Source organism: Pseudomonas sp. NPDC088414 (genome assembly GCF_044753325.1).
Taxonomy (GTDB): Bacteria; Pseudomonadota; Gammaproteobacteria; order Pseudomonadales; family Pseudomonadaceae; genus Aquipseudomonas.
The window spans coordinates 45,316-69,862 of sequence record NZ_JBIVMY010000022.1 but is presented as its reverse complement, the minus strand read 5'-3'; the positions used below and the strand labels follow the sequence as shown (position 1 = coordinate 69,862).

At 62.0% G+C, this 24,547-nt stretch carries 24 protein-coding genes; 19 read left to right on the top strand and 5 right to left on the bottom strand.

The features are described 5' to 3' along the window. The first annotated feature begins 64 nt into the window (after positions 1–64). The 14 genes from cobO to ACIP8I_RS18565 all read left to right on the top strand — a co-directional run bounded on the left by cobO (position 65) and on the right by ACIP8I_RS18565 (position 11,685). Positions 65–676, top strand: coding sequence for a cob(I)yrinic acid a,c-diamide adenosyltransferase (gene cobO / locus ACIP8I_RS18630; protein WP_003223053.1), 612 nt, complete (start codon positions 65–67; stop codon positions 674–676). Then, positions 673–2,073, top strand: a complete 1,401-nt coding sequence (locus ACIP8I_RS18625) for a cobyrinate a,c-diamide synthase (protein ID WP_400762926.1) — start codon at positions 673–675, stop codon at positions 2,071–2,073. The genes cobO and ACIP8I_RS18625 overlap by 4 nt, the downstream gene beginning before the upstream one ends. Then, on the top strand, positions 2,070–2,720 hold the full coding sequence (bluB, locus tag ACIP8I_RS18620) for a 5,6-dimethylbenzimidazole synthase (protein ID WP_400762924.1): 651 nt from the start codon (positions 2,070–2,072) through the stop codon (positions 2,718–2,720). Before ACIP8I_RS18625 ends, bluB begins: the two co-directional genes overlap by 4 nt. Continuing rightward, positions 2,717–3,625 carry an adenosylcobinamide-phosphate synthase CbiB gene (cbiB, locus tag ACIP8I_RS18615; protein ID WP_400762922.1) on the top strand — a complete coding sequence of 303 codons (909 nt, stop codon included), beginning with the start codon at positions 2,717–2,719 and terminating at the stop codon, positions 3,623–3,625. Before bluB ends, cbiB begins: the two co-directional genes overlap by 4 nt. Next, positions 3,618–4,610 carry a threonine-phosphate decarboxylase CobD gene (gene cobD, locus ACIP8I_RS18610; RefSeq protein WP_400762920.1) on the top strand — a complete coding sequence of 331 codons (993 nt, stop codon included), beginning with the start codon at positions 3,618–3,620 and terminating at the stop codon, positions 4,608–4,610. Before cbiB ends, cobD begins: the two co-directional genes overlap by 8 nt. Beyond that, positions 4,607–6,058 carry a cobyric acid synthase gene (locus ACIP8I_RS18605; protein WP_400762918.1) on the top strand — a complete coding sequence of 484 codons (1,452 nt, stop codon included), beginning with the start codon at positions 4,607–4,609 and terminating at the stop codon, positions 6,056–6,058. Before cobD ends, ACIP8I_RS18605 begins: the two co-directional genes overlap by 4 nt. Before the next feature lie 148 nt (positions 6,059–6,206). Continuing rightward, complete coding sequence (gene cobU / locus ACIP8I_RS18600) at positions 6,207–6,728, top strand: bifunctional adenosylcobinamide kinase/adenosylcobinamide-phosphate guanylyltransferase (protein WP_400762916.1); 522 nt, start codon at positions 6,207–6,209, stop codon at positions 6,726–6,728. Beyond that, positions 6,725–7,780: a nicotinate-nucleotide--dimethylbenzimidazole phosphoribosyltransferase gene (gene cobT, locus ACIP8I_RS18595; RefSeq protein ID WP_400762915.1), complete on the top strand. Its 1,056-nt coding sequence runs from the start codon at positions 6,725–6,727 to the stop codon at positions 7,778–7,780. The genes cobU and cobT overlap by 4 nt, the downstream gene beginning before the upstream one ends. Then, positions 7,777–8,352: an alpha-ribazole phosphatase family protein gene (gene cobC / locus ACIP8I_RS18590; protein ID WP_400762913.1), complete on the top strand. Its 576-nt coding sequence runs from the start codon at positions 7,777–7,779 to the stop codon at positions 8,350–8,352. Before cobT ends, cobC begins: the two co-directional genes overlap by 4 nt. Position 8,353: 1 nt before the next feature. Further along, a complete protein-coding gene (locus ACIP8I_RS18585; protein WP_400762911.1) occupies positions 8,354–9,085 on the top strand; it encodes an adenosylcobinamide-GDP ribazoletransferase in 732 nt (243 codons plus the stop codon). A 200-nt stretch (positions 9,086–9,285) separates the two neighbouring features. Continuing rightward, complete coding sequence (locus ACIP8I_RS18580; RefSeq protein ID WP_007950413.1) at positions 9,286–9,690, top strand: MarR family winged helix-turn-helix transcriptional regulator; 405 nt, start codon at positions 9,286–9,288, stop codon at positions 9,688–9,690. 53 nt (positions 9,691–9,743) lie between these two features. Then, positions 9,744–10,952: an MFS transporter gene (locus tag ACIP8I_RS18575; protein WP_400762909.1), complete on the top strand. Its 1,209-nt coding sequence runs from the start codon at positions 9,744–9,746 to the stop codon at positions 10,950–10,952. Next, positions 10,949–11,074, top strand: a complete 126-nt coding sequence (locus ACIP8I_RS18570) for a hypothetical protein (protein ID WP_007962901.1) — start codon at positions 10,949–10,951, stop codon at positions 11,072–11,074. Before ACIP8I_RS18575 ends, ACIP8I_RS18570 begins: the two co-directional genes overlap by 4 nt. A gap of 53 nt (positions 11,075–11,127) precedes the next feature. Then, positions 11,128–11,685: a glutathione peroxidase gene (locus ACIP8I_RS18565; protein WP_400762907.1), complete on the top strand. Its 558-nt coding sequence runs from the start codon at positions 11,128–11,130 to the stop codon at positions 11,683–11,685. Positions 11,686–11,887: 202 nt separating this feature from the next. Here ACIP8I_RS18565 and ACIP8I_RS18560 read toward each other — a convergent pair whose 3' ends face one another. The 3 genes from ACIP8I_RS18560 to ACIP8I_RS18550 all read right to left on the bottom strand — a co-directional run bounded on the left by ACIP8I_RS18560 (position 11,888) and on the right by ACIP8I_RS18550 (position 14,287). After that, positions 11,888–13,159 (bottom strand): outer membrane protein transport protein, encoded by a 1,272-nt coding sequence (locus ACIP8I_RS18560; protein WP_367083904.1) that lies wholly within the window; start codon positions 13,157–13,159, stop codon positions 11,888–11,890. 146 nt (positions 13,160–13,305) lie between these two features. Continuing rightward, entirely contained in the window at positions 13,306–13,788 is a 483-nt protein-coding gene (locus ACIP8I_RS18555) for a hypothetical protein (protein ID WP_400762905.1), read from the bottom strand. Between the two features lie 274 nt (positions 13,789–14,062). Beyond that, positions 14,063–14,287, bottom strand: a complete 225-nt coding sequence (locus ACIP8I_RS18550) for a hypothetical protein (protein ID WP_007962908.1) — start codon at positions 14,285–14,287, stop codon at positions 14,063–14,065. Positions 14,288–15,292: 1,005 nt separating this feature from the next. Here ACIP8I_RS18550 and ACIP8I_RS18545 point away from each other — a divergent pair. Together ACIP8I_RS18545 and rmuC are read left to right on the top strand one after the other, a co-directional pair. Beyond that, on the top strand, positions 15,293–15,616 hold the full coding sequence (locus ACIP8I_RS18545) for a sel1 repeat family protein (protein WP_081730279.1): 324 nt from the start codon (positions 15,293–15,295) through the stop codon (positions 15,614–15,616). A gap of 175 nt (positions 15,617–15,791) precedes the next feature. Further along, positions 15,792–17,156, top strand: a complete 1,365-nt coding sequence (gene rmuC, locus ACIP8I_RS18540; protein WP_177325716.1) for a DNA recombination protein RmuC — start codon at positions 15,792–15,794, stop codon at positions 17,154–17,156. 143 nt (positions 17,157–17,299) lie between these two features. Here rmuC and ACIP8I_RS18535 read toward each other — a convergent pair whose 3' ends face one another. Continuing rightward, positions 17,300–20,770: a NahK/ErcS family hybrid sensor histidine kinase/response regulator gene (locus tag ACIP8I_RS18535; protein WP_400762902.1), complete on the bottom strand. Its 3,471-nt coding sequence runs from the start codon at positions 20,768–20,770 to the stop codon at positions 17,300–17,302. A 247-nt stretch (positions 20,771–21,017) separates the two neighbouring features. Continuing rightward, the gene (locus tag ACIP8I_RS18530) at positions 21,018–21,560 is read right to left on the bottom strand and encodes a TetR/AcrR family transcriptional regulator (protein ID WP_367083907.1); all 543 of its coding nucleotides are present in this window, start codon (positions 21,558–21,560) and stop codon (positions 21,018–21,020) included. Between the two features lie 91 nt (positions 21,561–21,651). Here ACIP8I_RS18530 and ACIP8I_RS18525 point away from each other — a divergent pair, with 91 nt between their 5' ends. From ACIP8I_RS18525 to ACIP8I_RS18515, 3 genes are all read left to right on the top strand, one after another. Then, positions 21,652–22,839 (top strand): MFS transporter, encoded by a 1,188-nt coding sequence (locus ACIP8I_RS18525; protein WP_400762900.1) that lies wholly within the window; start codon positions 21,652–21,654, stop codon positions 22,837–22,839. Between the two features lie 51 nt (positions 22,840–22,890). Beyond that, on the top strand, positions 22,891–23,202 hold the full coding sequence (locus tag ACIP8I_RS18520) for a cupin domain-containing protein (RefSeq protein ID WP_007962922.1): 312 nt from the start codon (positions 22,891–22,893) through the stop codon (positions 23,200–23,202). A gap of 105 nt (positions 23,203–23,307) precedes the next feature. Continuing rightward, entirely contained in the window at positions 23,308–24,459 is a 1,152-nt protein-coding gene (locus ACIP8I_RS18515) for a TDT family transporter (protein WP_400762898.1), read from the top strand. The last annotated feature ends 88 nt before the right edge of the window (positions 24,460–24,547 follow it).

The following is a 24,547-nucleotide window of genomic DNA, read 5'->3' as shown; positions in this document are numbered from 1 at the left end:
GGCTTTTTGCCGTCTATTCTTGTGCCTGCCCGCCGTTATCCAGCCTCAACGGAGAGCTCCCCTCATGACCGATTCCCCCGAGCGCGACGAACGCCACCTGGCGCGTATGCAGCGTAAAAAAGCCGTGATCGACGAACGCATCGCCAATTCACCTGACGAGTGCGGCCTGGTGCTGGTGCTGACCGGCAACGGCAAAGGCAAAAGCAGCTCGGCGTTCGGCATGCTCGCCCGCGCCATGGGCCACGGCATGCAGTGCGGCGTGGTGCAGTTCATCAAGGGCCGCAACAGCACTGGTGAGGAGCTGTTCTTCCGCCGCTTCCCCGAGCAAGTGCGTTTTCACGTGATGGGCGAGGGCTTCACCTGGGAAACCCAGGACCGCCAGCGTGACATCGCCGCCGCCGAAGCCGCGTGGGCCGTGTCCCGCGAGCTGCTGCGCGATCCGTCGATCGGCCTGGTGGTGCTGGACGAATTGAACATCGCCCTCAAGCACGGTTACCTCGATCTCGATCAGGTGCTCAGCGATCTGCAGGCACGTCCGCCAATGCAGCATGTGATCGTCACCGGTCGTGCGGCCAAGCCGGAAATGATCGAGATGGGCGATACCGTCACCGAAATGGGCATGCTGAAACACGCCTTCCAGGCCGGCATCAAAGCGCAGAAAGGCGTCGAACTTTGAATCAACCACGTCACTGCCCGGCGGTATTGATCGCCGCGCCGGCCTCCGGTCAGGGCAAGACCACCGTCACCGCCGCACTCGCGCGCTTGCATCGCAATCAGGGGCGCAAGGTGCGGGTGTTCAAGTGTGGCCCGGACTTCCTCGACCCGATGATTCTCGAGCGCGCCAGCGGTGCGCCGGTGTATCAACTGGACATGTGGATGGTCGGCGAGCAGGAAAGCCGCCGGCTGTTGTGGGAAGCCGCCGCCGAAGCCGATCTGATTCTGATCGAAGGCGTGATGGGCCTGTTCGACGGCACGCCTTCCAGCGCCGATCTGGCGCGGCATTTCGGCGTACCGGTGCTCGGCGTGATCGACGGCACCGCCATGGCCCAGACCTTCGGCGCATTGGCGTTGGGGCTGGCGCGTTACCAGCCGGACCTGCCGTTTGCCGGCGTGCTGGCCAACCGCGTCGGCACCTTGCGTCATGCGCAACTGCTTGAAGGCAGCCTCACTGAAGGTTTGCGCTGGTACGGCGCGCTGTCCCGGGAAACCGGAATTGAGTTGCCAAGCAGGCACCTCGGCCTGGTTCAGGCCAGCGAACTGAATGACCTCGACCTGCGTCTCGACGCCGCCGCCGAAGCACTGGCCAGCAGTTGCGAGGTAGCGCTGCCACCGGCCGTGGCATTCGCCGCGCCTGAAGTGATCCCTGCCGAGCCGTTGCTCGACGGCGTGCGCATTGCCGTCGCTCGCGACGAAGCCTTTGCCTTCACCTACGGCGCCAGCCTCGATCTGCTGCGGGCGATGGGTGCCGAGTTGAGTTTCTTCTCGCCGATCCGCGATACGCAACTGCCCGACGCCGATAGCCTGTATCTGCCCGGTGGTTATCCGGAATTGCACCACGTCGCGTTATCGCAAAACACCGCAATGCTTGATGCGATTCGTGCGCACCACACCGCCGGCAAACCATTGCTCGCCGAGTGCGGCGGCATGCTCTATCTGCTCGACGCGTTGACCGATGTCGACGGCACCCGCGCTGAACTGGTCGGCCTGCTGCGCGGTGAGGCGGTGATGCAAAAACGTCTGGCGGCACTGGCACTGCAAGCGGTGGATCTGCCGGAAGGTCCGTTGCGCGGTCACACCTATCATCATTCCCTGACCAGCACCGAACTGACCCCGATTGCCCGGGGCATCAGCCCCAATGGCGGGCGCGGGGCCGAAGCGGTTTATCGGGAAGGGCGGATGACGGCGTCTTACGTGCATTTCTACTTTCCGTCGAATCCGACGGCGATTGCTGCATTGTTAGCGCCAGATCTCGAGGCCGCCTTCGCTGGCGAGCCAGCTCCCACAGTGGCCGCTGTCATGCCTGAAAATACGCAATCCCCTGTGGGAGCTGGCTTGCCAGCGAAGAGGCCATGACCGACAACGCCTATTCCGAGGCCGAACGCGCAGCCGTCTACCGTGCCATCGCCGAACGCCGCGACATGCGCCACTTCACCGGTGGCACGGTCGAACCGGAGCTGCTGCGCCGCCTGCTCGAAGCCGCGCATCAGGCGCCCAGCGTCGGCCTGATGCAGCCGTGGCGTTTCATCCGCATCAGCGACCGCGCCTTGCGCGGGCAGATCCAGAACCTCGTCGAAGAAGAACGCGTGCGTACCGCCGAAGCCCTCGGCGAGCGCAGTGACGAGTTCATGAAGCTCAAGGTCGAAGGCATCAACGACTGCGCCGAAGTGCTGGTCGCGGCGCTGATGGACGATCGTGAAAAACACATTTTCGGCCGCCGCACGTTGCCGGAAATGGACATGGCCTCGCTGTCCTGCGCGATCCAGAATCTGTGGCTGGCGGCCCGTGCCGAAGGACTGGGCATGGGTTGGGTCTCGCTGTTCGAACCGCAGGCGCTGGCGGATCTGCTGCAGCTGCCGGTCGGGGCCAAACCGTTGGCGGTGTTGTGTCTGGGGCCGGTCGAGGCATTCTATCCGGCGCCGATGCTGGTACTCGAAGGGTGGGCGCAGGCGCGGCCGCTCAATGAGTTGCTGTACGAAAATTATTGGGGAGTGAATCAATGAGTGTGGCGTTGTTGAGTGTCGCCGCGGTCGCGCTGGATGCGCTGCTGGGTGAACCGAAACGCTGGCATCCGCTGGTGGCGTTCGGCAATTTTGCCGGGCGCATCGAGCGCCGTTTCAATGCGGGCGGGCGCGGCTGGCGCAGTCACGGGGTCACCGCGTGGGTGATCGCGGTGCTGCCGCTGACGCTGCTCGCCACGGCGTTTTCCTGGGCGCCGTATGTGGGCTGGATCGTCGAGATTCTGGCGCTGTATTGCGCCCTCGGCATGCGCAGCCTCGGTGAGCATGTCGCGCCGGTAGCCGCCGCCTTGCGCGCCGATGATCTGCAAGACGCGCGCAAGCGTGTTGGCTATCTGGTCAGCCGCCAGACCAGCGAACTGGACAGCACCGCCGTGGCGCGCGCGGCCACCGAGTCGGTACTGGAGAACGGCAGTGACGCGGTGTTCGCCGCGCTGTTCTGGTTTGTCGTGGCCGGTGCGCCGGGGGTGGTGCTTTATCGCCTGAGCAACACGCTCGACGCGATGTGGGGCTATCGCAACGAGCGCTTCGAGCGCTTCGGCTGGTGCGCGGCAAAGATCGACGACGTGCTCAACTACATTCCGGCGCGTTTGGTGGCGCTGACCTATGCGCTGCTGGGCAACACCCGGCTCGCCTGGAAGTGCTGGCGCAACCAGGGCCCGCAATGGGACAGCCCCAACGCCGGTCCGGTGATGGCGGCCGGTGCCGGCGCGTTGAATGTCGAACTGGGCGGCCCGGCGATCTATCACGGTGAACTGCACGAGCGTCCGCAACTGGGTGAAGGCGCACCGGCGGATGCCGATTCGATTGATCGCGGCTGGCAATTGGTCCAGCGCGGGGTATGGTTATGGCTGCTGATTCTTTGCGTGGGGGCTGAATTCTATGCTTGAGCACGGTGGCCGGCTGCGCAAGGCTGCACGCGATTACGGGATTGCCGAGGCTGACTGGCTCGACCTGTCCAGCGGCCTTGCGCCGTGGCCGTTTGCGGTGCCGGAAATTCCGCTGCGCGCCTGGGCACGCTTGCCGGAAACCGATGACGGGCTGGAGCAGGCCGCGTGCGATTACTACGGTGCCTCGCAGGTGCTGCCGGTGGCCGGTTCGCAAATGGCGATCCAGTTGCTGCCGCGTTTGCGTCGCGCCGGCAAGGTCGGGGTGTTGTCGCCGTGTTATGCCGAGCACGCCGAAGCCTGGCGGCGCAGCGGTTACATCGTGCGCGAAGTGCTGGAGCAGGAAGTCGAATTCTTTCTCGACAGCCTCGACGTGCTGGTGGTGGTCAACCCGAACAACCCCACTGGCCTGAGCCTGACCCCGGCGCGACTGCTCGACTGGCACGCGCGGCTGGCCCAGCGCGGCGGCTGGCTGGTGGTCGATGAAGCGTTCATGGACAACACGCCGCAGCTGAGTCTGGCGCCGCATGCCCACCAGATCGGATTGATTGTGCTGCGTTCGTTCGGCAAGTTTTTCGGTCTGGCCGGGGTGCGGCTGGGCTTTGTGCTGGCCGAGCGCAAGTTGCTCAGATTGCTCGCGGAGCAGGTCGGGCCATGGGCGGTCAGCGGGCCGACGCGGGTGCTCGGTCAGGCCTGCCTGCAAGACACCGAAGCGCATACCCGGCAACGTATTCGCAGCGACGAGGCCAGCGAACGCCTGGCGCTGTTGCTGGAGCGCTACGGCTTCAAACCCCACGGTGGTTGCGCGCTGTTTCAGTGGCTGATCACCGAACACGCGGCGGCGCTGCATGAGTTCATGGCCCGACGCGGCATCCTCCTGCGCATCTTCACCCACAACAGCAGCCTGCGTTTTGGCCTGCCTGCTAACGCCGCTGAAGAGGCGCGCCTCGAACAGGCGCTGCAAGCCTTTGCCAAGGAATCGAAATGACCACGCTGATGGTGCAAGGCACCACGTCCGACGCCGGTAAAAGCACCCTGGTGACGGCGCTGTGCCGCTGGGCCACCCGTCAGGGCGTGGCAGTGGTGCCGTTCAAACCGCAGAACATGGCGCTCAACAGCGCGGTGACCGCCGACGGCGGCGAGATCGGCCGGGCGCAAGCGGTGCAGGCGCAAGCTGCGCACCTTGAACCGCACACCGACATGAATCCGGTGCTGCTCAAACCTAACAGCGACACCGGCGCGCAGGTGATCATCCATGGCCGCGCGGTCACCAGCATGAATGCCGTGGCGTATCACGACTACAAAGCCATTGCCATGCAAGCGGTGCTGGCCTCGCATGAGCGGCTGAGCGCGACGTACCCGCTGGTGATGGTCGAAGGCGCTGGCTCGCCGGCCGAGATCAATCTGCGTGCCGGTGACATCGCCAACATGGGCTTTGCCGAAGCGGTGGATTGCCCGGTGCTGCTGATCGCCGACATTAATCGCGGCGGGGTGTTTGCGCATCTGGTCGGCACCCTTGAGTTGCTGTCGCCGAGCGAACAGGCACGGGTAAAAGGTTTCATCATCAACCGCTTTCGCGGCGACATCGCCTTGCTGCAACCGGGTCTCGACTGGCTGCAACAGCGCACCGGCAAACCGGTGGTCGGCGTGTTGCCGTATGTGATGGACCTGCATCTGGAGGCCGAGGACGGAATCGATCAGCGCCAGACCGACAAGGCCGAGCAAGTGCTGAAAGTGGTGGTGCCGGTACTGCCGCGCATCAGCAATCATACGGACTTCGATCCGCTGCGTTTGCACCCGCAGGTCGATCTGCAATTCATCGGCCCGGGGCAGGCGATTCCTGCTGCCGACCTGATCATCCTGCCGGGCTCGAAAAGCGTGCGCAGCGATCTGGCGTATCTGCGTGCCAATGGCTGGGACACGGCGATCAATCGGCACCTGCGCTATGGCGGCAAACTGCTGGGGATCTGCGGCGGGCTGCAAATGCTCGGCGAGCAGGTGCACGATCCGCTGGGTCTGGAAGGCGCGCCGGGTTCGAGTGCCGGTCTGGGTTTGCTGGCGTTCGAAACCACGCTGGAAGCCGAGAAGCAATTGCGCAATGTCCGTGGGCATCTGGCGCTGGAAAACGCTGAGGTCAGTGGCTATGAAATCCATGCGGGCGTGACGGTGGGGCTGGCGCTGGAGAACGCTGCGGTGCATCTGGATGACGGTCGTTGCGACGGCGCGCAGAGTCTGGACGGGCAGGTGTTCGGCACTTATCTGCATGGCTTGTTCGAATCACCGCAGGCCAGTGCCGCGTTGCTGCGCTGGGCCGGGTTGAGCGATGTGCAGGAGGTGGATTACCACGGCTTGCGCGAGCGCGATATCGAGCGGCTGGCGGATCTGGTGGAGCAGCATCTGGATACCGGGCTGCTGCGTCAGCTCTGCGGGATTTGAGCGGCCTGTCCAGGCCCCATCGCTGGCAAGCCAGCTCCCACAGGGTTCGATGTCGGATACATATTTTGTGAACACAGCTGAACCCTGTGGGAGCGGGCTTGCCCGCGAAGGGGCCGGTGATCTCACTAAACTTTTTCTGGATAAAAAAATGCTCCAACTGATCCTCGGCGGCGCCCGCTCCGGCAAAAGTCGCCTGGCGGAAAAACTCGCCAGCGACAGCCATCTGGCGGTCACTTACATCGCCACCAGCCAACCGCTGGACGGCGAAATGAACGCGCGCGTCGCCCATCACCGCGCCCGGCGTCCGGCCGAATGGGCGCTGATCGAAGAGCCGCTGGAACTGGCCCGCGTCCTGCGTGAAAACGCCAGTGCCGAGCGTTGCCTGCTGGTGGATTGCCTGACCCTGTGGCTGACCAATCTGCTGATGCTCGATGACGCCGCGCGTCTCGCCGCCGAGCGCGAAGTCCTGTTGGACTGCCTGGCGTCATTGCCGGGAGAAATCATTTTTGTCAGCAACGAGACCGGAATGGGTGTCGTGCCGCTGGGCGAATTGACTCGCCGCTACGTCGATGAAGCCGGTTGGCTGCATCAAGCTCTGGCCGAGCGTTGTCAGCGAGTCGTCCTGACTGTCGCCGGCCTGCCCCTGACCCTGAAAGGACCTGCGTTATGACTCAAGCCTGGTGGTTGAACCCGTGCCAATCCGTAAATGCCGGGATCGTTGAACAAGCGGCGGCGCGCCAACAGCAACTCACCAAACCGGCCGGCTCCCTCGGCCGCCTCGAAAGCGTGGCGGTGCAACTCGCCGGGTTGCAGGGGCAGATCAAGCCGACGCTGGAGCAGGTCTGGATCGCGATTTTTGCCGGTGATCATGGCGTGGTCGCGGAAGGCGTTTCGGCGTTCCCGCAGGAAGTCACCGGGCAGATGCTGCTCAACTTCGTCAGCGGCGGTGCGGCGATCAGCGTGCTGGCGCGGCAGCTCGATGCGCAGCTGGAAGTGGTCGATCTGGGCACGGTGACGCCATCGTTGAACCTGCCGGGCGTGCGTCATCTGAACATCGGCCCGGGCACGGCGAATTTCGCCAAGGGCGCGGCGATGACCCAGGCACAGGGCGAACTCGCGTTGCAGGCCGGTCGCGACAGCGTGCTGCGCGCCAAAGCGGCTGGCGCGCAGTTGTTCATCGGCGGCGAAATGGGCATCGGCAACACCACTGCCGCCAGTGCGCTGGCGTGTGCCTTGCTCGACTGCCCGGTGGCGCATCTGACCGGTCCCGGCACCGGGTTGAACGCCGAAGGCGTCAGCCATAAAGCACAAGTGATCGAGCGCGCACTGGCGCTGCACGCGGCACAGCGCGGCGATGCGTTGCAAACCCTGTTCAACCTTGGCGGTTTTGAAATCGCTGCACTGGTCGGCGCGTACCTGGCCTGTGCCCAGGAAGGCGTCGCGGTGCTGGTCGACGGCTTTATCTGCACGGTCGCCGCGTTGGTGGCGGTACGGCTGAATCCGGCCTGCCGTGAATGGCTGCTGTTCGGTCATCGTGGTGCTGAGCCAGGCCATCGCCATGTGTTGGAAACCCTCAACGCCGAACCGTTGTTGGAGCTCGGCTTGCGCCTGGGCGAGGGCAGCGGGGCGGCGTTGGCTGTGCCGCTGTTGCGTCTGGCCTGCGACCTGCACGGGCAGATGGCGACGTTCGCCGAAGCTGCGGTGGCGGATCGTCCGGCATGACGCTGCGTCTGGACCTGCTGCGCCATGGCGAGACTGAGCTGGGCGGCGGTTTGCGCGGCAGTCTCGATGATGCGCTCACCGAAAAGGGCTGGGCGCAGATGCGTGCTGCCGTGGTGGTGGGTGGGCCGTGGGCCCGGCTGATCAGTTCGCCGCTGCAGCGTTGTGCGCGTTTTGCTGCAGAGCTCGGCGCGCAACTGAATCTGCCGGTTCATTTGGACAAGGATCTGCAAGAACTGCATTTCGGTGCCTGGGAAGGGCAGAGCGCAGCGGCGTTGATGGAGACTGATGCCGAGGCGCTGGGGCTGTTCTGGGCCGATCCGTATTCGTTCACGCCGCCGCAGGGTGAGCCGGTCAGCAATTTTGCTGAACGTGTGCTGGGCGCGGTTGCGCGGTTGCATCAGGCCTATGCCGGTGAACGCGTTTTGTTGATCAGTCATGGCGGCGTGATGCGTCTGTTGCTGGCGCAAGCGCGAGGTTTGCCGCGTGAACAGTTGCTCAATGTCGAAGTCGCGCATGCTTCGCTGTTTGCGCTCAGCGTCGAAGCCGATGGCGTGCTCAAGGAAGGTCACTGAGATGCTGCCACTGTGGATCGCCCTGCAATTTCTCAGCAGTTTGCCGATTCGTCTGCCGGGTATGCCGGAGCCGCAACAGCTCGGGCGTTCGCTGTTGTTTTATCCGCTGGTGGGGTTGCTGTTCGGGGTGATCCTCTGGGTATTCAACCTGGTATTGGCCGGCGCGCCGTCGTTGTTGCATGCGGCGCTGTTGCTGACGGTGTGGGTGCTGCTCAGCGGCGCGCTGCACCTCGACGGACTGGCCGACAGCGCCGATGCCTGGCTCGGTGGTTTCGGTGATCGCGAGCGCACGCTGACGATTATGAAGGATCCGCGCAGCGGGCCGATCGCGGTGGTGACGCTGGTGTTGGTGTTGCTGCTGAAGTTCTGCGCGTTGCTGGCGCTGATCGAGCAGGGGCACGCAGCGATGTTGATCATCGTGCCACTGCTGGGGCGCGCGGCGTTGCTGGGGCTGTTTCTGACCACGCCGTATGTGCGGGCGGGTGGGTTGGGGCAGGCGTTGGCTGATCATCTGCCGCGCAGAGCCGGCTGGTGGGTGCTTGGGGCGAGTGCGCTGGGTTGTTTGTTGGTCGGCGGGGTGAAAGCGATTGTTGCGCTGGTTGTCGCGTTCGTCGGGTTTGTCTGGCTACGGCACGTGATGATGCGGCGGTTGGGCGGGACTACGGGCGATACGGCGGGGGCGTTGCTGGAGTTGCTGGAAATGGCGGTGTTGGTTGGGGTGGTGTTGGTCTGAATACTTATGTTGCCTGGTCTGGCCTCATCGCTGGCAAGCCAGCTCCCACAGGTATTGGGGGCGTTTGCAGATTTTTTGATCACTTGCAAAAACTGTGGGAGCTGGCTTGCCAGCGAAGGCGGTGTGTCAGACGCCACAAACCTTATTGATAAACTCATGTGTAACTTGATTTAACACAGTCGCGGGTATATACACGCATCATGCTTCCTTCTCAGTGTTTGTGCACCAACCTGCGTCGCGCCGCTCGTGGCGTCAGCAGGCATTACGACGGCGCTCTCGACGGCTTCGGGATCAACGTTGCCCAGTATTCTTTGCTGTGCAACCTGCAGCGTCTGGATCAACCGAGCATCTCGGAGCTGGCCGAAGCCATGGGCCTGGATCGCAGTACCCTGGGGCGCAACCTGCGGGTGCTCGAAGGCGAAGGTCTGGTGGCGCTGGCCGAGGGCGAGGACATGCGCAACCGCATCGTCCGGCTCACCGAAACCGGTGCGCAGCGTCTTGCGGCGGCCCTGCCGGCCTGGGAAGCGGCGCAACAGCGATTGATTGATCGCCTGGGCGCCGAGAAGCGTGAAACCTTGCTGCGACTGTTGGACGAACTGGCCTGAGGGCCGGTTTTTCCGGATTTAAGCGGGTATATACCCGCGAACGGAGAATAACAATGACATCGATGTGGCGTACGTGCGGTTGGGTTTTGCTGGGAAGTGCGCTGATTCTGGCGTTGTCATTGGGCGTGCGACACGGCTTCGGTCTGTTCCTGTCGCCGATGAGCGCGCAATTCGGCTGGGGGCGCGAAGTGTTTGCCTTCGCCATCGCTTTGCAAAATCTGATCTGGGGTCTGGCGCAGCCGTTCACTGGCGCCTTGGCTGACCGTTTCGGTGCGGCGAAAGTGGTGCTGGTCGGCGGCGTGCTGTATGCCTTGGGTCTGGTGTTCATGGGCTTGTCCGATTCGGCATTGAGCCTTTCGCTGAGTGCTGGTTTGCTGATCGGCATTGGCCTGTCCGGCACTTCGTTCTCGGTGATTCTCGGTGTGGTCGGGCGTGCGGTGCCGCCGGAAAAACGCAGCATGGGCATGGGCATCGCCAGTGCTGCCGGCTCGTTCGGGCAGTTCGCCATGCTGCCCGGCACTCTAGGCCTGATCGGCTGGCTCGGCTGGTCGGCGGCGCTGCTGGTACTGGGGCTGCTGGTGGCGATGATTGTGCCGTTGGTGAGCATGCTCAAGGACAAGCCGCTGCCGGTGCTGGGCCACGAGCAGACCCTGTCCGAAGCCCTGCGCGAAGCCTGTTCGCACTCGGGGTTCTGGCTGCTGGCGTTCGGCTTCTTTGTCTGCGGCTTTCAGGTGGTGTTCATCGGTGTGCATCTGCCGGCTTATCTGGTCGATCAGCATCTGCCGGCGACCGTCGGGACCACAGTGCTGGCGCTGATCGGGCTGTTCAATATCTTCGGTACTTACACCGCCGGCTGGCTCGGCGGGCGCATGTCCAAGCCGCGTCTGCTGACCGCGTTGTACCTGCTGCGTGCGGTGGTGATCGTGCTGTTCCTGTGGCTGCCGGTGACGACGACCTCGGCGTACTTGTTCGGCATGGCCATGGGTTTCCTCTGGCTGTCGACGGTGCCGTTGACCAACGGCACGGTGGCGACCTTGTTTGGCGTGCGTAACCTGTCCATGCTCGGCGGTATCGTGTTCCTCTTTCATCAGCTCGGTTCGTTCCTCGGCGGCTGGCTGGGTGGGGTGGTGTATGACCGTACCGGGAGTTATGACTTGATCTGGCAAGTGGCGATTCTCCTGAGTCTGCTGGCGGCCGCGCTGAACTGGCCGGTGCGCGAGCGTCCGGTGGCGCGTCTGCAGCCGGCTGTTGGCGCCGTATGAAGCGCTCCTGGCCGCGAATCGCCATCACCGCACTCGGCGCGCTGTTGCTGGCGCTGGTGTGGTGGGGCTGGCATCAGGGCGGCCTGGCGTTGATGCAGTTGGGCCTGGGCGCTTGCCTGTAGGCTTGGAGGGCGAGTAACGTCGGGGCCTGATGACTGCTCAAGGATGCCCCGACATGCTCATGCGCTGGTGTGCTGTACCCGCGTTGCTGATGGCGTTGACCGGACTGGCCCAGGCCGCTGACTGTCCGGAGGCGCTGCAAGGCTCGCTGCCGAAGTTGCGCGCAAAGGACTCCGTCGATCTGTGTCAACGCTACGCCGGCAAGCCGCTGGTGGTGGTCAATACCGCCAGTTTCTGTGGCTTCGCCCCCCAGTTCGAGGGCCTCGAAGCGCTCAATCAGCATTACAAGGCGCAAGGCCTGGAAATGCTCGGCGTGCCGTCCAATGACTTCAAGCAGGAGTCCAAGGATAGCGCCGAAACCGCCAAGGTCTGCTACGCCAACTACGGCGTGACGTTCACCATGACCGAGCCGCAGAAAGTTCGTGGCGACGACGCTACTCATCTGTTCAAGGTGCTGGCCGAACAGAGCAGCGCGCCGAAGTGGAATTTCTACAAGTATGTGATCGACCGGCAAGGCAAGGTGATTGCCAATTTCTCCAGCCTGACCAAGCCGGATGACCCGGAGTTTATTGCGGCAGTCGAGAAGGCCATTGCCTCAAAACCCCTCAACTGATAACACACGCTTTTTGTGGGAGCGCGCTTGCTCGCGAAGGCTGCGGATCATTCAGCACTTGTTCTGGATGTCAGACCGCATTCGCGAGCAAGCCCGCTCCCACATTTGATCTGTGGTGTTTGAACAGGCATTAAAAAGCCCCGCTTTCTGTAAAGAGAGCGGGGCTTTTCTGTGGGCGAGGGTTTAGCCTCGCCGTGCAGCATCAGAAGCGGTAAGTAGCGCCAACACCGAAGCCGTTCGCCGAGTTTTCATACTTGGCGTCGTAGGTCTGGCCACGATCGTTCTGGTTGTGGACCTTGACCGACTCTTCCTTCAGGTACGAGTAAGCGACGTCGATGGTCAGGTCGTCGGTCGGGCTCCAGCCGGCACCGATGCTGAAGATCGTGCGGTCGCCGGTAGGAATGCGTGGCGAACGGTCGACGTTGTTGGTCGGCGACTGGTCGAAGGTCAGACCGGTACGCAGTACCCATTCCTTGTTCAACTGGTACGAAGTACCCACGGCGTAAGCCCAGGAGTCGTGCCAGTTCTGGTCTTCGGTGATCTCGCCGAACTGACCGGCCAGCAGCGGCTGCACGCCGGAGTTCTTGACGGTGATCTTTTCCAGCTGGCTCCAGCGGGTCCAGGTGCTACCGGCGTAAACGTTCCAGCGGTCGTTGATCGCCTGAGTGACCGAGAAGTCCACGGATTCAGGGGTGGTGATCTTCAGCGAAGCGTCGTACTTCTGCTGGGCGCCCAGGCCGACGGCGCCCAATACGCCGTAGTTGACCTTGGTGTTGCCTTCGAGCTTGTAATCGACTTTCGAGTGATAGGTCAGACCCAGACGAGTGGTGTCAGTGGCTTGTACCAGCACGCCGATGTTATAGCCCAGTGCGGTGTCGTCACCCTTGATCTTGACCTTGCCGTCCGGCGCAGCCTGAGTGATCGACAGGTTGGATTCCAGCGTGCCGTCGATGCGGTTGATGGTCGGACCGAAACCGATCGACACCACGTCGTTGAACTTGTAGCTGACAGTCGGCTGGAAGGTGATGACTTGTACTTCGGATTTGCTGCCGAAGTAACGGCCGGCAAAGCCTTTTTCGTAGTCGGTAATCAGGCCGAACGGCACGTATACGCCGAGGCCGAATGCCCAATGCTCGTCGATCGGTTTGACGTAGAAGCCCATAGGTACGGAGGTGAAGGGCACCATGTCGCCTTTGTTGCTGCCGCCGTTAGGGCTGGAGCTGGCGTCGCTGATATCGGTTTTGGCATCGAGGAATGCAACACCACCGGTGACCTGTTCGCGCGTGAGGCGCGACATGCCGGCAGGGTTGCCATAAACAGTGCTTGCATCGTCGGCAGAAGAGGATCGCCCAGCGTAACCAGTGCCCATCCCGCTGATACTGTGTTCGTTGATGGCAAAGCCAGCTGCGAAGATCTGGGTGGATGCCATGGTAACGGCGAGGCTAAGGGTGGTTTTGAGCATGACTTTTTTCATTATTAGAACTCCTGGTGATCACCGGGGCGAAAATTACCAACATTTTCGTTCCAGCGCTATAGTCCCTATGGCTTGAGTTAGAGCGGTTTTGTAGGACAATCCGACCAGATTGGCGACCTGTTGAGCGATCTTCTAAAACTCGCCAGTTAACACGCGACCTGATTCACCGGTGAAACACAGGTTTGCCAGGCGTAGGTGAAGTCGCGCAGACGACCTTGCGGCTGGAAGGTCTGACGCCAGATTCGCGCCATGCCCAGCAGATCGTCGGGTTCGGGGAGGGTGGGGTGTCGTTCTTCCACCAGCAGCCAGGCAATGGCGGTGGCGTAACGCAGGTTGACGGTCAATTCCAGGTGCGGGCCACTGAGAAAGGCATGTTGGCTGGCCAAGCCGCGAACCAGGCTGGCACGCTCCGGATCGAGCGCCAGATAATGATCCCAAAGGGCCTGGTGACGGTGCTCGGCAATCCGGTAGAGGCCGTGGCCACGGCGGTCATGCAAGGCGGAACCGAGGGCGGACTGGCTGGCCGCTATCCCCAGCAGCAGGGATTCGGCGGTTGCGCAGTGACGTCCCAGATAAATCAGTGTGGGACGGATCACGTAGCGACACAGTTCGCTGGCAGCGATACCCATAATGCCCTCGATTCTTGTAATGGGGCGGCGAAACCTGAAGGGGCTTTGGCAGCGGTGATTCGACTCAGGCTCGCCGGAAGCGGATCAAGCTGCTTGAGTTGAAGTGTAGTGTCATATTCGCGACGTAAAGGCCTGTTTTTAAAATATTTCCGCCAGCGAGCCACAAGCGTTATATCCGAAGGTGCTTAGGCGTGAAGGGCTAAAAGCGAAATATCGGGCAATAAAAAACCCCGCATTGTGTGCGGGGCTTTTGCTTTTGCAGCCTTTTCGGCTCTCAGGCAATCAAGGCCTGACGCGTACGATCAATAATGGCCTGCAGCGGTTCGGCGCTGGAGTACTGATCAGGGTACAGACGCTCGCTGTGGCGAGCGATCCCGTGTTCATTGACCACGGTGAAGCTGAAGCAGCCTTTGCGAGCGGCCATGATCAGGCAGTTCATTGGGGCAAAAGCGTTGGTTAGGGTGCGAATGGCATCCTGAGTCTGGATTTGAGTAGACATAGTTATTAGGTGTTCCTACAAATGACACGGATAAGAACCGTGCAACGTTAAAACGTTCCAGTAATGTCGACCACCATTGGTCGAACAAAGAACCCGACTGGAACAAAGCAGCCAGTTTGAAGCGCTGATAAGTTGGCGCGCTTGGGCTGGCAGGTAGGTACTTAGGAGGACAGGCAACACATCGAGGGCAAAGGTTCTGGGCCCGGGGTGAAGATCCTGATCAATTTGCAGGTTGGTTCGGTCAGAGTAAGTGCTCTTCGCAACACCCTTTGCATTCATTCAAAGGCAGTGTCGGCGCAAGATTTACCTGGAAACCATCGAGGGGTCGTTCCCGCTTTTTTCGGTGAAGGGCTTCTGGGAAGAAGGTTGACCGTGGGGATGTGTTCGACCGGAATTGACTTTCAGCTTGGTACTAACGCCGCGGATAGTAACGGAACGTCCTGGGCAATGCAAACCCGGCGGCAAAAAAGTTTCGGTCGGTGGCGCGGATTACGGGTGGCAGGGCTGGCCCCTTCGCGAGCAGGCTCGCACAGTAGGACTGGGGCCGATTGTGGGAGCGAGGCTGATCGCGAAGAAACCATCCGTCGCCACAAAAGCGTGCAGCCATGTCCATCGCCAATCCGCTTGTCCCCAGCTCGAGGCGCAAAACGAGCCAAAAAAGCGCATCGATATAACCGGGTAACAGGTACTTGTGCACATTAGTTGCGCAGGACGTAACCTCACTGTCATATCAATCCTGACCTCGATGGCTGCCTGCATCAAAAGTTTAAGTCAATGAAAAATATCGTCTTTTTTTGTTGGTGAAAAAATCGTCAGTTTGACTGCGAGCCCCATTCCACAAGGCTTTGCGGAGGTTCGGGAGCGGTTGTCCACTGAGTTATCCACAGCTTCTGTGGATTGTCCCTAGCGCTTGCTCTAGGACGGGCGTGCCGGGTTTTTTTCGACTTTACCTGTACGAAAAAGAGAGTAGAGTGGCGCGCCTTCCGATCTGTCCCACAGTGTTTTATGAAGTTTCGCTCAGTATCAGACTCTGTTACCTCCGAACACCCTCGTGTTACCCCTCCCAAGCGATTTTCCGTGCGTGTGGCCGAATGGCTGCTCGACAGCCCGCGCCTGGGCGATAGCCGTAATGCCAAGCATCTGGCGGGGCGTCTGCTCAAGCAACCGGCGCGCGAAGGCGTCGTCGCCGCGCAAAGTCGTCTCGGCCAATTGATGTGCCGCGAGTGCGGCAATGCCCGGGATCGGCGCATCGGGCAGGATCTGCTGCGCCAGGCCGCGCGCGCGGGCGACCGGCGTGCACAACGGGAACTCGGTCTGCTCGAAGACTGAGCTGTCCAACGCCCCACGCCTTGGTTAACCTTCAGGCTTTATCGGATCGGCAGGAGTGGCTATGGCTATGGACTTGACCAGCGTGTTGCTGGGGCTGGCGGGCGCGGGATTGCCGCTGCTGGCGCTGGCCTGGCAACTGCAGCGGCGGGCCAGCGACCGGCAAGCCGAGGTCGCCTTGCTCGAAGAGCGCCTGGCCATGGCGCAACTGGCGCAGGACGGGCTCAACGCCCAGCTTGAGGCCGGCCGCGATGAAATCGTCGACCTCGGCCAGGCCAATGCCGCCAAACAGGCTGAGCTTGCCGCCCTGCGCCGCGAAGTCGAGCTGCTGCAGATCGAGCGCGATGACGCCCGCGACGCTTCCCACGCGTGGAACATCGAGCGCGCCAACAAGGAAGCCGAATTGCGGCGTCTCGACGCCCAGGCTGCGTCACTCAATGCCGAACTGCGCGAGCAACAGGAAAGCCATCAACAACGTCTCAACGACCTGCAAGGCTCGCGCGACGAGCTGCGCGCGCAGTTCGCCGAGCTGGCGGGGAAGATCTTCGATGAGCGTGAACAGCGCTTTGCCGAAACCAGTCAACAGCGCCTCGGGCAGTTGCTCGATCCGCTGAAGGAACGCATCCAGTCCTTCGAAAAACGTGTGGAAGAAAGCTATCAGGCCGAAGCCCGCGAGCGCTTCTCGCTGGCCAAGGAGCTGGAGCGCCTGCAAGCGCTTAACTTGCGCCTGAGTGATGAGGCGACCAACCTGACCCGCGCCCTCAAGGGCCAGAAGACCCAAGGCAACTGGGGTGAACTGATCCTTGAGCGGGTGTTGGAACACGCGGGGCTGGAGAAGGGCCGTGAGTACCAGACTCAGGTCAACCTCAAGGGGCCGGACGGCGAGCGCTTCCAGCCGGATGTGATCATTTACCTGCCGGGCGATAAGCAGGTAGTGGTCGACTCCAAGGTCAGCCTTACGGCATATCAGCAGTACGTCGCCGCTGAAGACGACACCCTCGGCCAGATCGCGATCAAGCAGCACGTGCTGTCGCTGCGCAGCCACGTCAAAGGTCTGGCCGGCAAGGATTACAAACGTCTGGAAGGGTTGCACAGCCTCGATTTCGTCTTGCTGTTCGTGCCGATCGAAGCGGCGTTTTCCGCCGCATTGCAGGCTGAGCCTTCGCTGTTTCAGGAAGCATTCGACCGCAACATCGTGATCGTCAGTCCGACTACGTTGCTGGCAACGTTACGGGTGATCGACAGCCTGTGGAAGCAGGAGCGGCAAAGCCAGAACGCCCGGGAAATCGCCGAGCGGGCCGGGTGGCTGTACGACAAGTTCGTGCTGTTCATTCAGGATCTGGACGAAGTCGGCAATCGCCTGCAACAGCTGGACAAGGCCTACAGTTCGGCGCGCAACAAGCTCACGGAAGGGCGCGGCAACCTGGTCAGCCGCAGTGAGCAGCTCAAGTTGCTCGGGGCACGGGCGAGCAAGAGTCTGCCGGCGGATCTGCTGGAGCGGGCGATGACCGATGTCGATGGGCTGGTCGAACTGCCGGAATAAACTCGATTCTGTGGCGAGGGAGCTTGCTCCCGCTGGGGGGGCGAAGCACCCCTTGAGTCTGAATCCCCGATTGGCTTGATTCACCGTTTCGCGACTGCTGCGCAGTCGAGCGGGAGCAAGCTCCCTCGCCACAGGGGGGATTGTTACAGCGGCACATACCGACTCAACAACGCCCGCAACGCCGCCGGTTTCACCGGTTTGGCCAGATAATCCAGCCCCGCCGCATGCACCTGCGCCACCGTCTCCGGGCGGCCATCGGCACTGATCACCACCCCCGGCACTGGCTCACCCAATTTGGTGCGCAACCACGCCATCAGCTCGGTTCCCGTGTCGCCATGGTCGAGGTGATAGTCGACCAATGCCAGTTGCGGCCGCACGCCCTCGTTCAGCAACGCCGCACATTCCTCACGATTGCGCGCCGTCCACACCTGACAGCCCCAGCGGGTCAGCAGGCTGTTCATGCCAATCAAAATGCTGTCTTCGTTGTCGATGCACAGCACCTGCGCACCGCTGAGCAGCTTGCCGTTCAACTCCACCGCAGCATTCGTCGGCACCGACTGCGCCCGGGCCAGCGGCACACTGACACTGAACACGCTGCCGTGCCCCGGCCACGAACGTACGCGCAGGGTATGGCCGAGCACGCGACATAAACCGTCGGCAATCGCCAGGCCCAGCCCGAGGCCTTTTTCGGCGCGGGTCTGATGGCTGTCGAGGCGTTTGAACTCCTCGAAAATCACTTGTTGTTTGTCTGCCGGAATCCCCGGCCCGCGATCCCACACTTCCAGACACAGTTCGCCGCCACGTCGGCGCACGCCCAGCAACACTGGCCCTTTGGCGTAACGGAAAGCGTTGGTGAGGAAGTTCTGCAGAATCCGTCGCAGCAGCTTGATGTCGCTGTCGATGCGCAACTGGCTACCGCGCACACGGAACCTCAGGCCTTGTTCCTGGGCCAGCGCCTTGAATTCGGCGCCGAGCGTATCGAACAGCTCATTGAGCGCGAACGGCTTGCGATCGGGGTTGATCTTGCCGTTTTCCAGGCGGGAAATATCCAGCAGGTCGCTGATCAGGTCTTCCGCCGAACGCAGCGAGCTGTCGAGGTGTTGCACCAGTTGCTGCGCCTCGCTGCTCAAGCCGTCTTCCTGATGGGAGAGGGCGGCAGAGAACAAGCGAGCGGCGTTCAACGGCTGCATCAGGTCATGACTGACGGCGGCGAGGAAGCGGGTTTTCGACTGGTTGGCGGCCTCGGCATGGCCCTTGGCTTCGGTCAGCGCGACGTTGAGCTGTGACAACTCCTGCGTACGCTCGCTGACCCGTTGCTCCAGACCTTCGTTGGCCTCGGTCAGCGCCTGCTCGGCTTCGCGGAACGCGGTGATGTCGGTGAAACTCATGACGAAACCGCCACCGGGCATCGGGTTGCCGATCAGCTCGATCACCCGGCCATTGGGGAACAGGCGTTCGGACGTGTGCGCGCGGCCCTGACGCATCCAATGCAGACGCCGGGCGACGTGGACTTCTGCCTCACCGGGGCCGCACAGGCCACGTTCGGCGTTGTAGCGAATGATGTCGGCAATCGGTCGGCCGACGCTGATCAAACCGTCCGGGTAGTTGAACAGCTCCAGATAGCGGCGGTTCCAGGCCACCAGTTTCAGCGACTGGTCGACCACGCTGATGCCCTGGGTAATGTTCTCAATCGCGCCTTGCAGCAGGGCACGGTTGAACTGCAGGACTTCCGAGGCTTCGTCAGCGATACGGACGACGTCCTCCAGCTGCATTTCCCGACCTTCAATCGCAGCTTTCACTACCGCGCGCGTCGACGAAGCGCCGAGCACACCGGCCAGCAAGCGTTCGGTGTGGGCGATCCATTCGCCATCGGCGTTCTGGTTCGGGTTGAAGCCTTTGCCTTGGCGGTAGGCGAAACGAATGAAGCTCTGCCGCGCGCGTTCCTCACCGACAAAGCGCGCCGCCAGTTGCAGCAAATCATCGATCTGCACCGCCAGCATCGAACGCGCACTCGGCCGCGCGCTGATTTCCTGACCGATGAAGCGCCCGGCCTGCCAGTGTTCCGAAACCCGCGTGCGCGACAGCACCGAGACCCAGGCGAACAACGTGAAGTTGCCCGCCAGCGACAGCACCACGCCTTGGGTCAGTGGCGTGATCGGCAGGTTCAGCGGGTTGCTGTGCAGCCACGCCAGACCGGGAAAAGTGTTCAGCGACCAGCCGAGGCTGTGAGCGGCAATCGGCAGGATCAGCGTGTAGAACCAAAGGAACGTACCGGCCGCCAAGCCGGCGAACACCCCACGGCGGTTGGCCTGTTTCCAGTACAGCGCGCCGAGCATCGCCGGGGCCAGTTGGGTGACGGCGGCGAAGGCGATCTGGCCGATGGTCGCCAGGCTCGCGGTGGAACCGAGCAAGCGGTAGCTGACGTAGGCCAGCAACAGAATCAGCACGATGCTCACGCGGCGCACCGAGAGCATCCACTGGCGGAACACTTCGAACGGGCGCTCGGCGTTGTTGCGCCGCAGCAGCCACGGCAACAGCATGTCGTTGGAAACCATGGTCGACAGTGCCACGCTGGCCACAATCACCATGCCGGTGGCCGCCGACGCACCGCCGATGAACGCCAGCAACGCCAATGCCGGATGGGCCTGGGCCAACGGCAGGCTGATCACGAACGAGTCGGGCAACACGTGACTCGGCAGCATCATCTGCCCGGCGAGGGCGATCGGCACCACGAACAGCGCGGCCAGCGCCAGATACGCCGGGAACACCCACTTGGCCAGGCGCAGATCCTGCGGGTCGATGTTCTCCACCACGGTGACGTGAAACTGTCGCGGCAGGCAGATGATCGCCATCATCGCCACCCCGGTCTGCACCACCATCGATGGCCAGTTGATGGTTTCTTTCCAGTATTGCTCAAGCCGTGGTGCGAGCATCGCCTGGTTGAACAGGTCGTCGAAACCGTCGTACAGCCCGTAGGTCACGAAGGCGCCAACGGCGAGAAAGGCGAACAGCTTGACCAGCGATTCAAAGGCAATCGCCAGCACCATGCCGCGGTGGTGCTCGGTGGCATCGAGGTTGCGCGTACCGAAGACGATGGTGAACAGCGCCAGTACCAGCGACACGATCAGCGCGGTGTCCTGGGCGCGGGTGCCCATGGCGTCGGCGCCGGCGCCGATCAGCAAGTTCACGCCGAGGACGATGCCTTTGAGTTGCAGGGCGATGTAGGGCAGGACGCCAACCAGACAGATCAGCGCCACCACCACCGCCAGCGATTGCGATTTGCCGTAGCGCGCGGCGATGAAGTCGGCAATCGAGGTGATGTTCTCCTGCTTGCTGATCATCACCATTTTCTGCAGGACCCACGGCGCGCCCAGCAACAACAGGATCGGCCCGAGATAGATCGGCAGGAATGACCACAGCTGTTCCGCCGCCTGACCGACCGCGCCGAAGAACGTCCAGCTGGTGCAATAAACCGCCAGCGACAGGCTGTACACCCACGCGCGCATCCGCGGCGGCAACGGCGTGCTGCGACGGTCGCCGTAGAAGGCGATGGCGAACATGATGGCCATATAGGCGAGGGCGACGGCGGCGATCAGCCCGGTGGACAACGACATGCAACACTCCCGACAAAAGACTCCCCGGCAGTCCTGCCCGGGCGGACAGTCTCGCATGAGTATGGCGGTTAGTCAGTGTCGACCAAGGTCGTGGCGTGGCGGGGTGTCGCAGGTTTGAAACCGGGTGGTTTTTGGGGTGACCGGTCAGGCCCCATCGCTGGCAAGCCAGCTCCCACAAGGATCTCCAGTGGGCACAGATTTTGTGAACACCACAGACCCTGTGGGAGCTGGCTTGCCAGCGATAGCGTCAGTCCTGTTTCAAAGCAATATCGATTAGTCGATGCAGTTCATCCACCTCCAGCGCCGCCGCCGAAAACAGAATCCGGAACACCACCGGCGCCACCACCAGATTGATCAACCGATCAATGCTCGGCGCCGACTCGTCAGGGTGGCGCTCGATGATGGTCTGCAACTGCCCACCAAGAATCGTCACGCAGTACCCCGGCGTGGCGCTGGCCTGCACGTCGCGCATCATGTTGCGCCCCGGTTCTGAACTCATTTCGTCCAGATATTGCTCGGCCCAGGCGCGGATGTCACCGCGCAGGTCACCGGTCACCGCCGGTTCGCTGTCGGGGCGCATGCGGGCGAGGGCGACGTCGGCGAGCAGCGCCGCCAGATCCCCCCAGCGCCGATAGATGGTCGACGGCGTGACCCCGGCCCGCGCCGCAATTTGCGGGACGGTCACCGTGCTGCGCTCCTGTTCTTGCAGAAGCGCGCGGACTGCCGAATGAATCGACTCTTGCACCCGGGCACTGCGGCCGCCGGGGCGTAAACCTTCTTTAATAGCCATGTGTCAGACCTTAACACAAAGAATTTGCTTTAAGCCAAAGCCGAGAGCACACTCCGCAAAAGCAAAAAATTAGCTTTTGCGGAGTGTGCCCATGACCAGCCTTGCTTCCAACCGTGGCAGCCTGATTTTTCTGGCGATCACCTTATTGAGTTTTCTCGCCGCTTCCACAGCGCCGACACCGTTGTATCACCTGTATCAAGATCAACTGCACTTCTCGGCAGCGGTGCTGACCCTGATTTTCGGCGTGTATGCGCTGAGTCTGCTGGCGGCGCTGTTGACGGTCGGATCGCTGTCCGATCACCTGGGACGCAAACCGGTGATTTTCACTGCCGTGCTGCTCAATGCGCTGGCAATGCTGCTGTTTATCAGCGCCGACAGTGTTGCCTGGCTGATCAGCGCCCGCGTGCTGCAGGGTTTTGCCACCGGCATGGCCACCGCTGTTTTGAGCGCGACACTGCTCGACACCGATCGCCAGCAAGGGCCGTTGATCAACAGCGTCGCACCGTTGCTCGGCATGGCGCTGGGCAGCATGGGCTGCGGCTTGCTGGCCGAATTCGCCCCGGCGCCGTTGCAGTTGACCTACTGGCTGCTGCTGGCGCTGTTTGTGTTGCAGGCGGTGTATGTCTGGCGTCTGCCGGAAAGCGTCACTCCACAAGCCGGGGCCTGGGCTTCGCTGCGGCCGACCTTGCATGTGCCGGTTCAGGCGCGTTCGACCTTGTGGCGTGTGCTGCCGCTGAACACCGCAACCTGGGCCCTCGGCGGCTTTTTTGCCTCACTGGCGCCGTCGCTGGTGCGCACCGCCACCGGCTCGACTTCGAACCTGATCGGCGGCGCTACCGTCTCGGCGTTGACCGTGACCGGGGCGCTGATGATCTTCACTTTGCGCAATCGTCCCGCCGGCAAAGCCCTGCAAATCGGCGCCAGTCTGCTGCCTGTCGGCGTGCTGCTGATTCTGCTTGGTGTGCACAGTGCCAGTCTGGCGCTGTTTTTCCTCGGCACACTGGTCGCTGGTTGCGGCTTTGGTTCGGGTTTCCTCGGCGCGGTGCGCAGCCTGGTGCCGTTGGCCCTGGCGCATGAACGGGCCGGTTTGATGTCGGCGTATTACGCGCTGAGTTATCTGGCGTTCTGCTTGCCGGCGTTGCTGGCCGGGCATTTGACCCGCACTTACGGTTTGCTGGTGACCACTGACGGCTACGGTGCCGGATTGATCTTCCTGGCCGTCGCCGCGCTGTTGCTCAGCCTGCGCCCGCAAACGGTCAAGGCTTGCAGCGCTCCATAAACGTCGGGCTTTCAGTTACCTTTGACCGGCATTCTTTTCACGGATCGACAGATGAAGATTATCCGCAGCAAGTCGTTCACCGCCGAGCGTGCCTGGGGGGCGCTGGACATCGCCAACATGAACGGCATCACCACGCGCCTGCACTGGACTGATCAGCCATATAAATGGCACATCAACGACGGCGAGGAAGTGTTTGTGGTGCTCGATGGTCAAGTGCAGATGCACTATCGCGACCAAGGTGAAGTAAAGCAGGTGCTGCTTGCGGTCGGTGACATCTTCTACGCCTCGGTCGGCACCGAGCACGTGGCGCATCCGCAGGGTGCGGCGCGGATTCTGGTGATTGAAAGCGAAGGCAGTGTCTAGACTATTATCTGTAAAGTAGATAACAGATAGAGAAATTACCCGTTATATAGATATTCGATTAGGTTCTACCATGGACTCAACCTCACCTGAGGACAGGAGTTCATGATGACTTGCCCCAACATTGCCAAACCCGGCATCAAGCCGTTCCGCCAACTTCAGCATCCGCGTGAAGTGATCCGTCAATTCACCCCGAACTGGTTCGCCGCGACCATGGGCACTGGCGTGCTTGCCCTGGCGCTGGCGCAATTGCCGGTGGCGATCCCAGGGTTGCACGCGGTGGCCGAAGGTTTGTGGCTGTTCAACATTCTGTTGTTCACCTTGTTTACCTTCGCCTATGCCGCGCGCTGGATTTTATTCTTCGATGAAGCGCGGCGGATCTTCGGTCACTCCACGGTATCGATGTTCTTTGGCACCATTCCCATGGGTTTGGCGACCATCATCAACGGTTTTCTGCTGTTCGGTCTGCCACGCTGGGGCGATGGGGTGATTCATCTTGCCGAGGTGCTGTGGTGGCTCGACGTGGCCATGTCGCTGGCCTGTGGCGTGTTGATTCCGTACATGATGTTTACCCGCCAGGAACACAGCATCGACCAGATGACCGCGGTCTGGCTGCTGCCGGTGGTCGCTGCAGAAGTGGCAGCGGCCAGCGGCGGCTTGCTCGCGCCGCATCTGGTCGATGCCCACGCGCAACTGGTGGTGCTGACCACCAGTTACGTGCTCTGGGCATTTTCCCTGCCGGTGGCGTTCAGCATTCTGACCATCCTGTTGCTGCGCATGGCCCTGCATAAACTGCCCCACGAAAACATGGCCGCCTCAAGCTGGCTGGCCCTTGGCCCGATCGGCACTGGTGCGTTGGGCATGTTGCTGCTGGGCGCTGATGCACCGGCGATCTTCTCCGCCAACGGCCTGCCGGGCATCGGTGAAATCGCTGCGGGCCTGGGGCTGGTCGCCGGTATCACCCTGTGGGGCTTCGGCTTGTGGTGGATGTTGATGGCGCTGCTGATCACCGCGCGTTACCTGCGTGACGGCATCCCGTTCAACCTCGGCTGGTGGGGTTTTACCTTCCCGCTGGGCGTGTATTCACTGGCGACCCTCAAGCTCGCCAGCACGCTGAACCTCGGTTTTTTCAGCGTTGTGGGCTGCGTGCTGGTGACGTTGCTGGCGGTGATGTGGCTGATCGTCGGTAAACGCACCGTGCAAGGCGCTTGGCGCGGCGAGTTGTTTGTCTCACCTTGTATTGCAGGGTTGAAGAAATAACCTGAAAAGTTTAGGTAAGGTGTGGCCTGGATCGCCGATCGAGATTCCAATAAGCAGATCCAGGCCATTCTCTACCGACCTCAGGGAA

Bases quoted from the DNA above. Each gene is read 5' to 3' on its own strand.
- cobO (WP_003223053.1), top strand. From the start codon at position 65: ATGACCGATTCCCCCGAGCGCGACGAACGCCACCTGGCGCGTATGCAG.
- bluB (WP_400762924.1), top strand. From the start codon at position 2,070: ATGACCGACAACGCCTATTCCGAGGCCGAACGCGCAGCCGTCTACCGT.
- cbiB (WP_400762922.1), top strand. From the start codon at position 2,717: ATGAGTGTGGCGTTGTTGAGTGTCGCCGCGGTCGCGCTGGATGCGCTG.
- cobD (WP_400762920.1), top strand. From the start codon at position 3,618: ATGCTTGAGCACGGTGGCCGGCTGCGCAAGGCTGCACGCGATTACGGG.
- ACIP8I_RS18605 (WP_400762918.1), top strand. From the start codon at position 4,607: ATGACCACGCTGATGGTGCAAGGCACCACGTCCGACGCCGGTAAAAGC.
- cobU (WP_400762916.1), top strand. From the start codon at position 6,207: ATGCTCCAACTGATCCTCGGCGGCGCCCGCTCCGGCAAAAGTCGCCTG.
- cobT (WP_400762915.1), top strand. From the start codon at position 6,725: ATGACTCAAGCCTGGTGGTTGAACCCGTGCCAATCCGTAAATGCCGGG.
- cobC (WP_400762913.1), top strand. From the start codon at position 7,777: ATGACGCTGCGTCTGGACCTGCTGCGCCATGGCGAGACTGAGCTGGGC.
- ACIP8I_RS18585 (WP_400762911.1), top strand. From the start codon at position 8,354: ATGCTGCCACTGTGGATCGCCCTGCAATTTCTCAGCAGTTTGCCGATT.
- ACIP8I_RS18580 (WP_007950413.1), top strand. From the start codon at position 9,286: ATGCTTCCTTCTCAGTGTTTGTGCACCAACCTGCGTCGCGCCGCTCGT.
- ACIP8I_RS18575 (WP_400762909.1), top strand. From the start codon at position 9,744: ATGACATCGATGTGGCGTACGTGCGGTTGGGTTTTGCTGGGAAGTGCG.
- ACIP8I_RS18570 (WP_007962901.1), top strand. From the start codon at position 10,949: ATGAAGCGCTCCTGGCCGCGAATCGCCATCACCGCACTCGGCGCGCTG.
- ACIP8I_RS18565 (WP_400762907.1), top strand. From the start codon at position 11,128: ATGCTCATGCGCTGGTGTGCTGTACCCGCGTTGCTGATGGCGTTGACC.
- ACIP8I_RS18560 (WP_367083904.1), bottom strand. From the start codon at position 13,159: ATGAAAAAAGTCATGCTCAAAACCACCCTTAGCCTCGCCGTTACCATG.
- ACIP8I_RS18555 (WP_400762905.1), bottom strand. From the start codon at position 13,788: ATGGGTATCGCTGCCAGCGAACTGTGTCGCTACGTGATCCGTCCCACA.
- ACIP8I_RS18550 (WP_007962908.1), bottom strand. From the start codon at position 14,287: ATGTCTACTCAAATCCAGACTCAGGATGCCATTCGCACCCTAACCAAC.
- ACIP8I_RS18545 (WP_081730279.1), top strand. From the start codon at position 15,293: ATGAAGTTTCGCTCAGTATCAGACTCTGTTACCTCCGAACACCCTCGT.
- ACIP8I_RS18535 (WP_400762902.1), bottom strand. From the start codon at position 20,770: ATGTCGTTGTCCACCGGGCTGATCGCCGCCGTCGCCCTCGCCTATATG.
- ACIP8I_RS18530 (WP_367083907.1), bottom strand. From the start codon at position 21,560: ATGGCTATTAAAGAAGGTTTACGCCCCGGCGGCCGCAGTGCCCGGGTG.
- ACIP8I_RS18525 (WP_400762900.1), top strand. From the start codon at position 21,652: ATGACCAGCCTTGCTTCCAACCGTGGCAGCCTGATTTTTCTGGCGATC.
- ACIP8I_RS18520 (WP_007962922.1), top strand. From the start codon at position 22,891: ATGAAGATTATCCGCAGCAAGTCGTTCACCGCCGAGCGTGCCTGGGGG.
- ACIP8I_RS18515 (WP_400762898.1), top strand. From the start codon at position 23,308: ATGACTTGCCCCAACATTGCCAAACCCGGCATCAAGCCGTTCCGCCAA.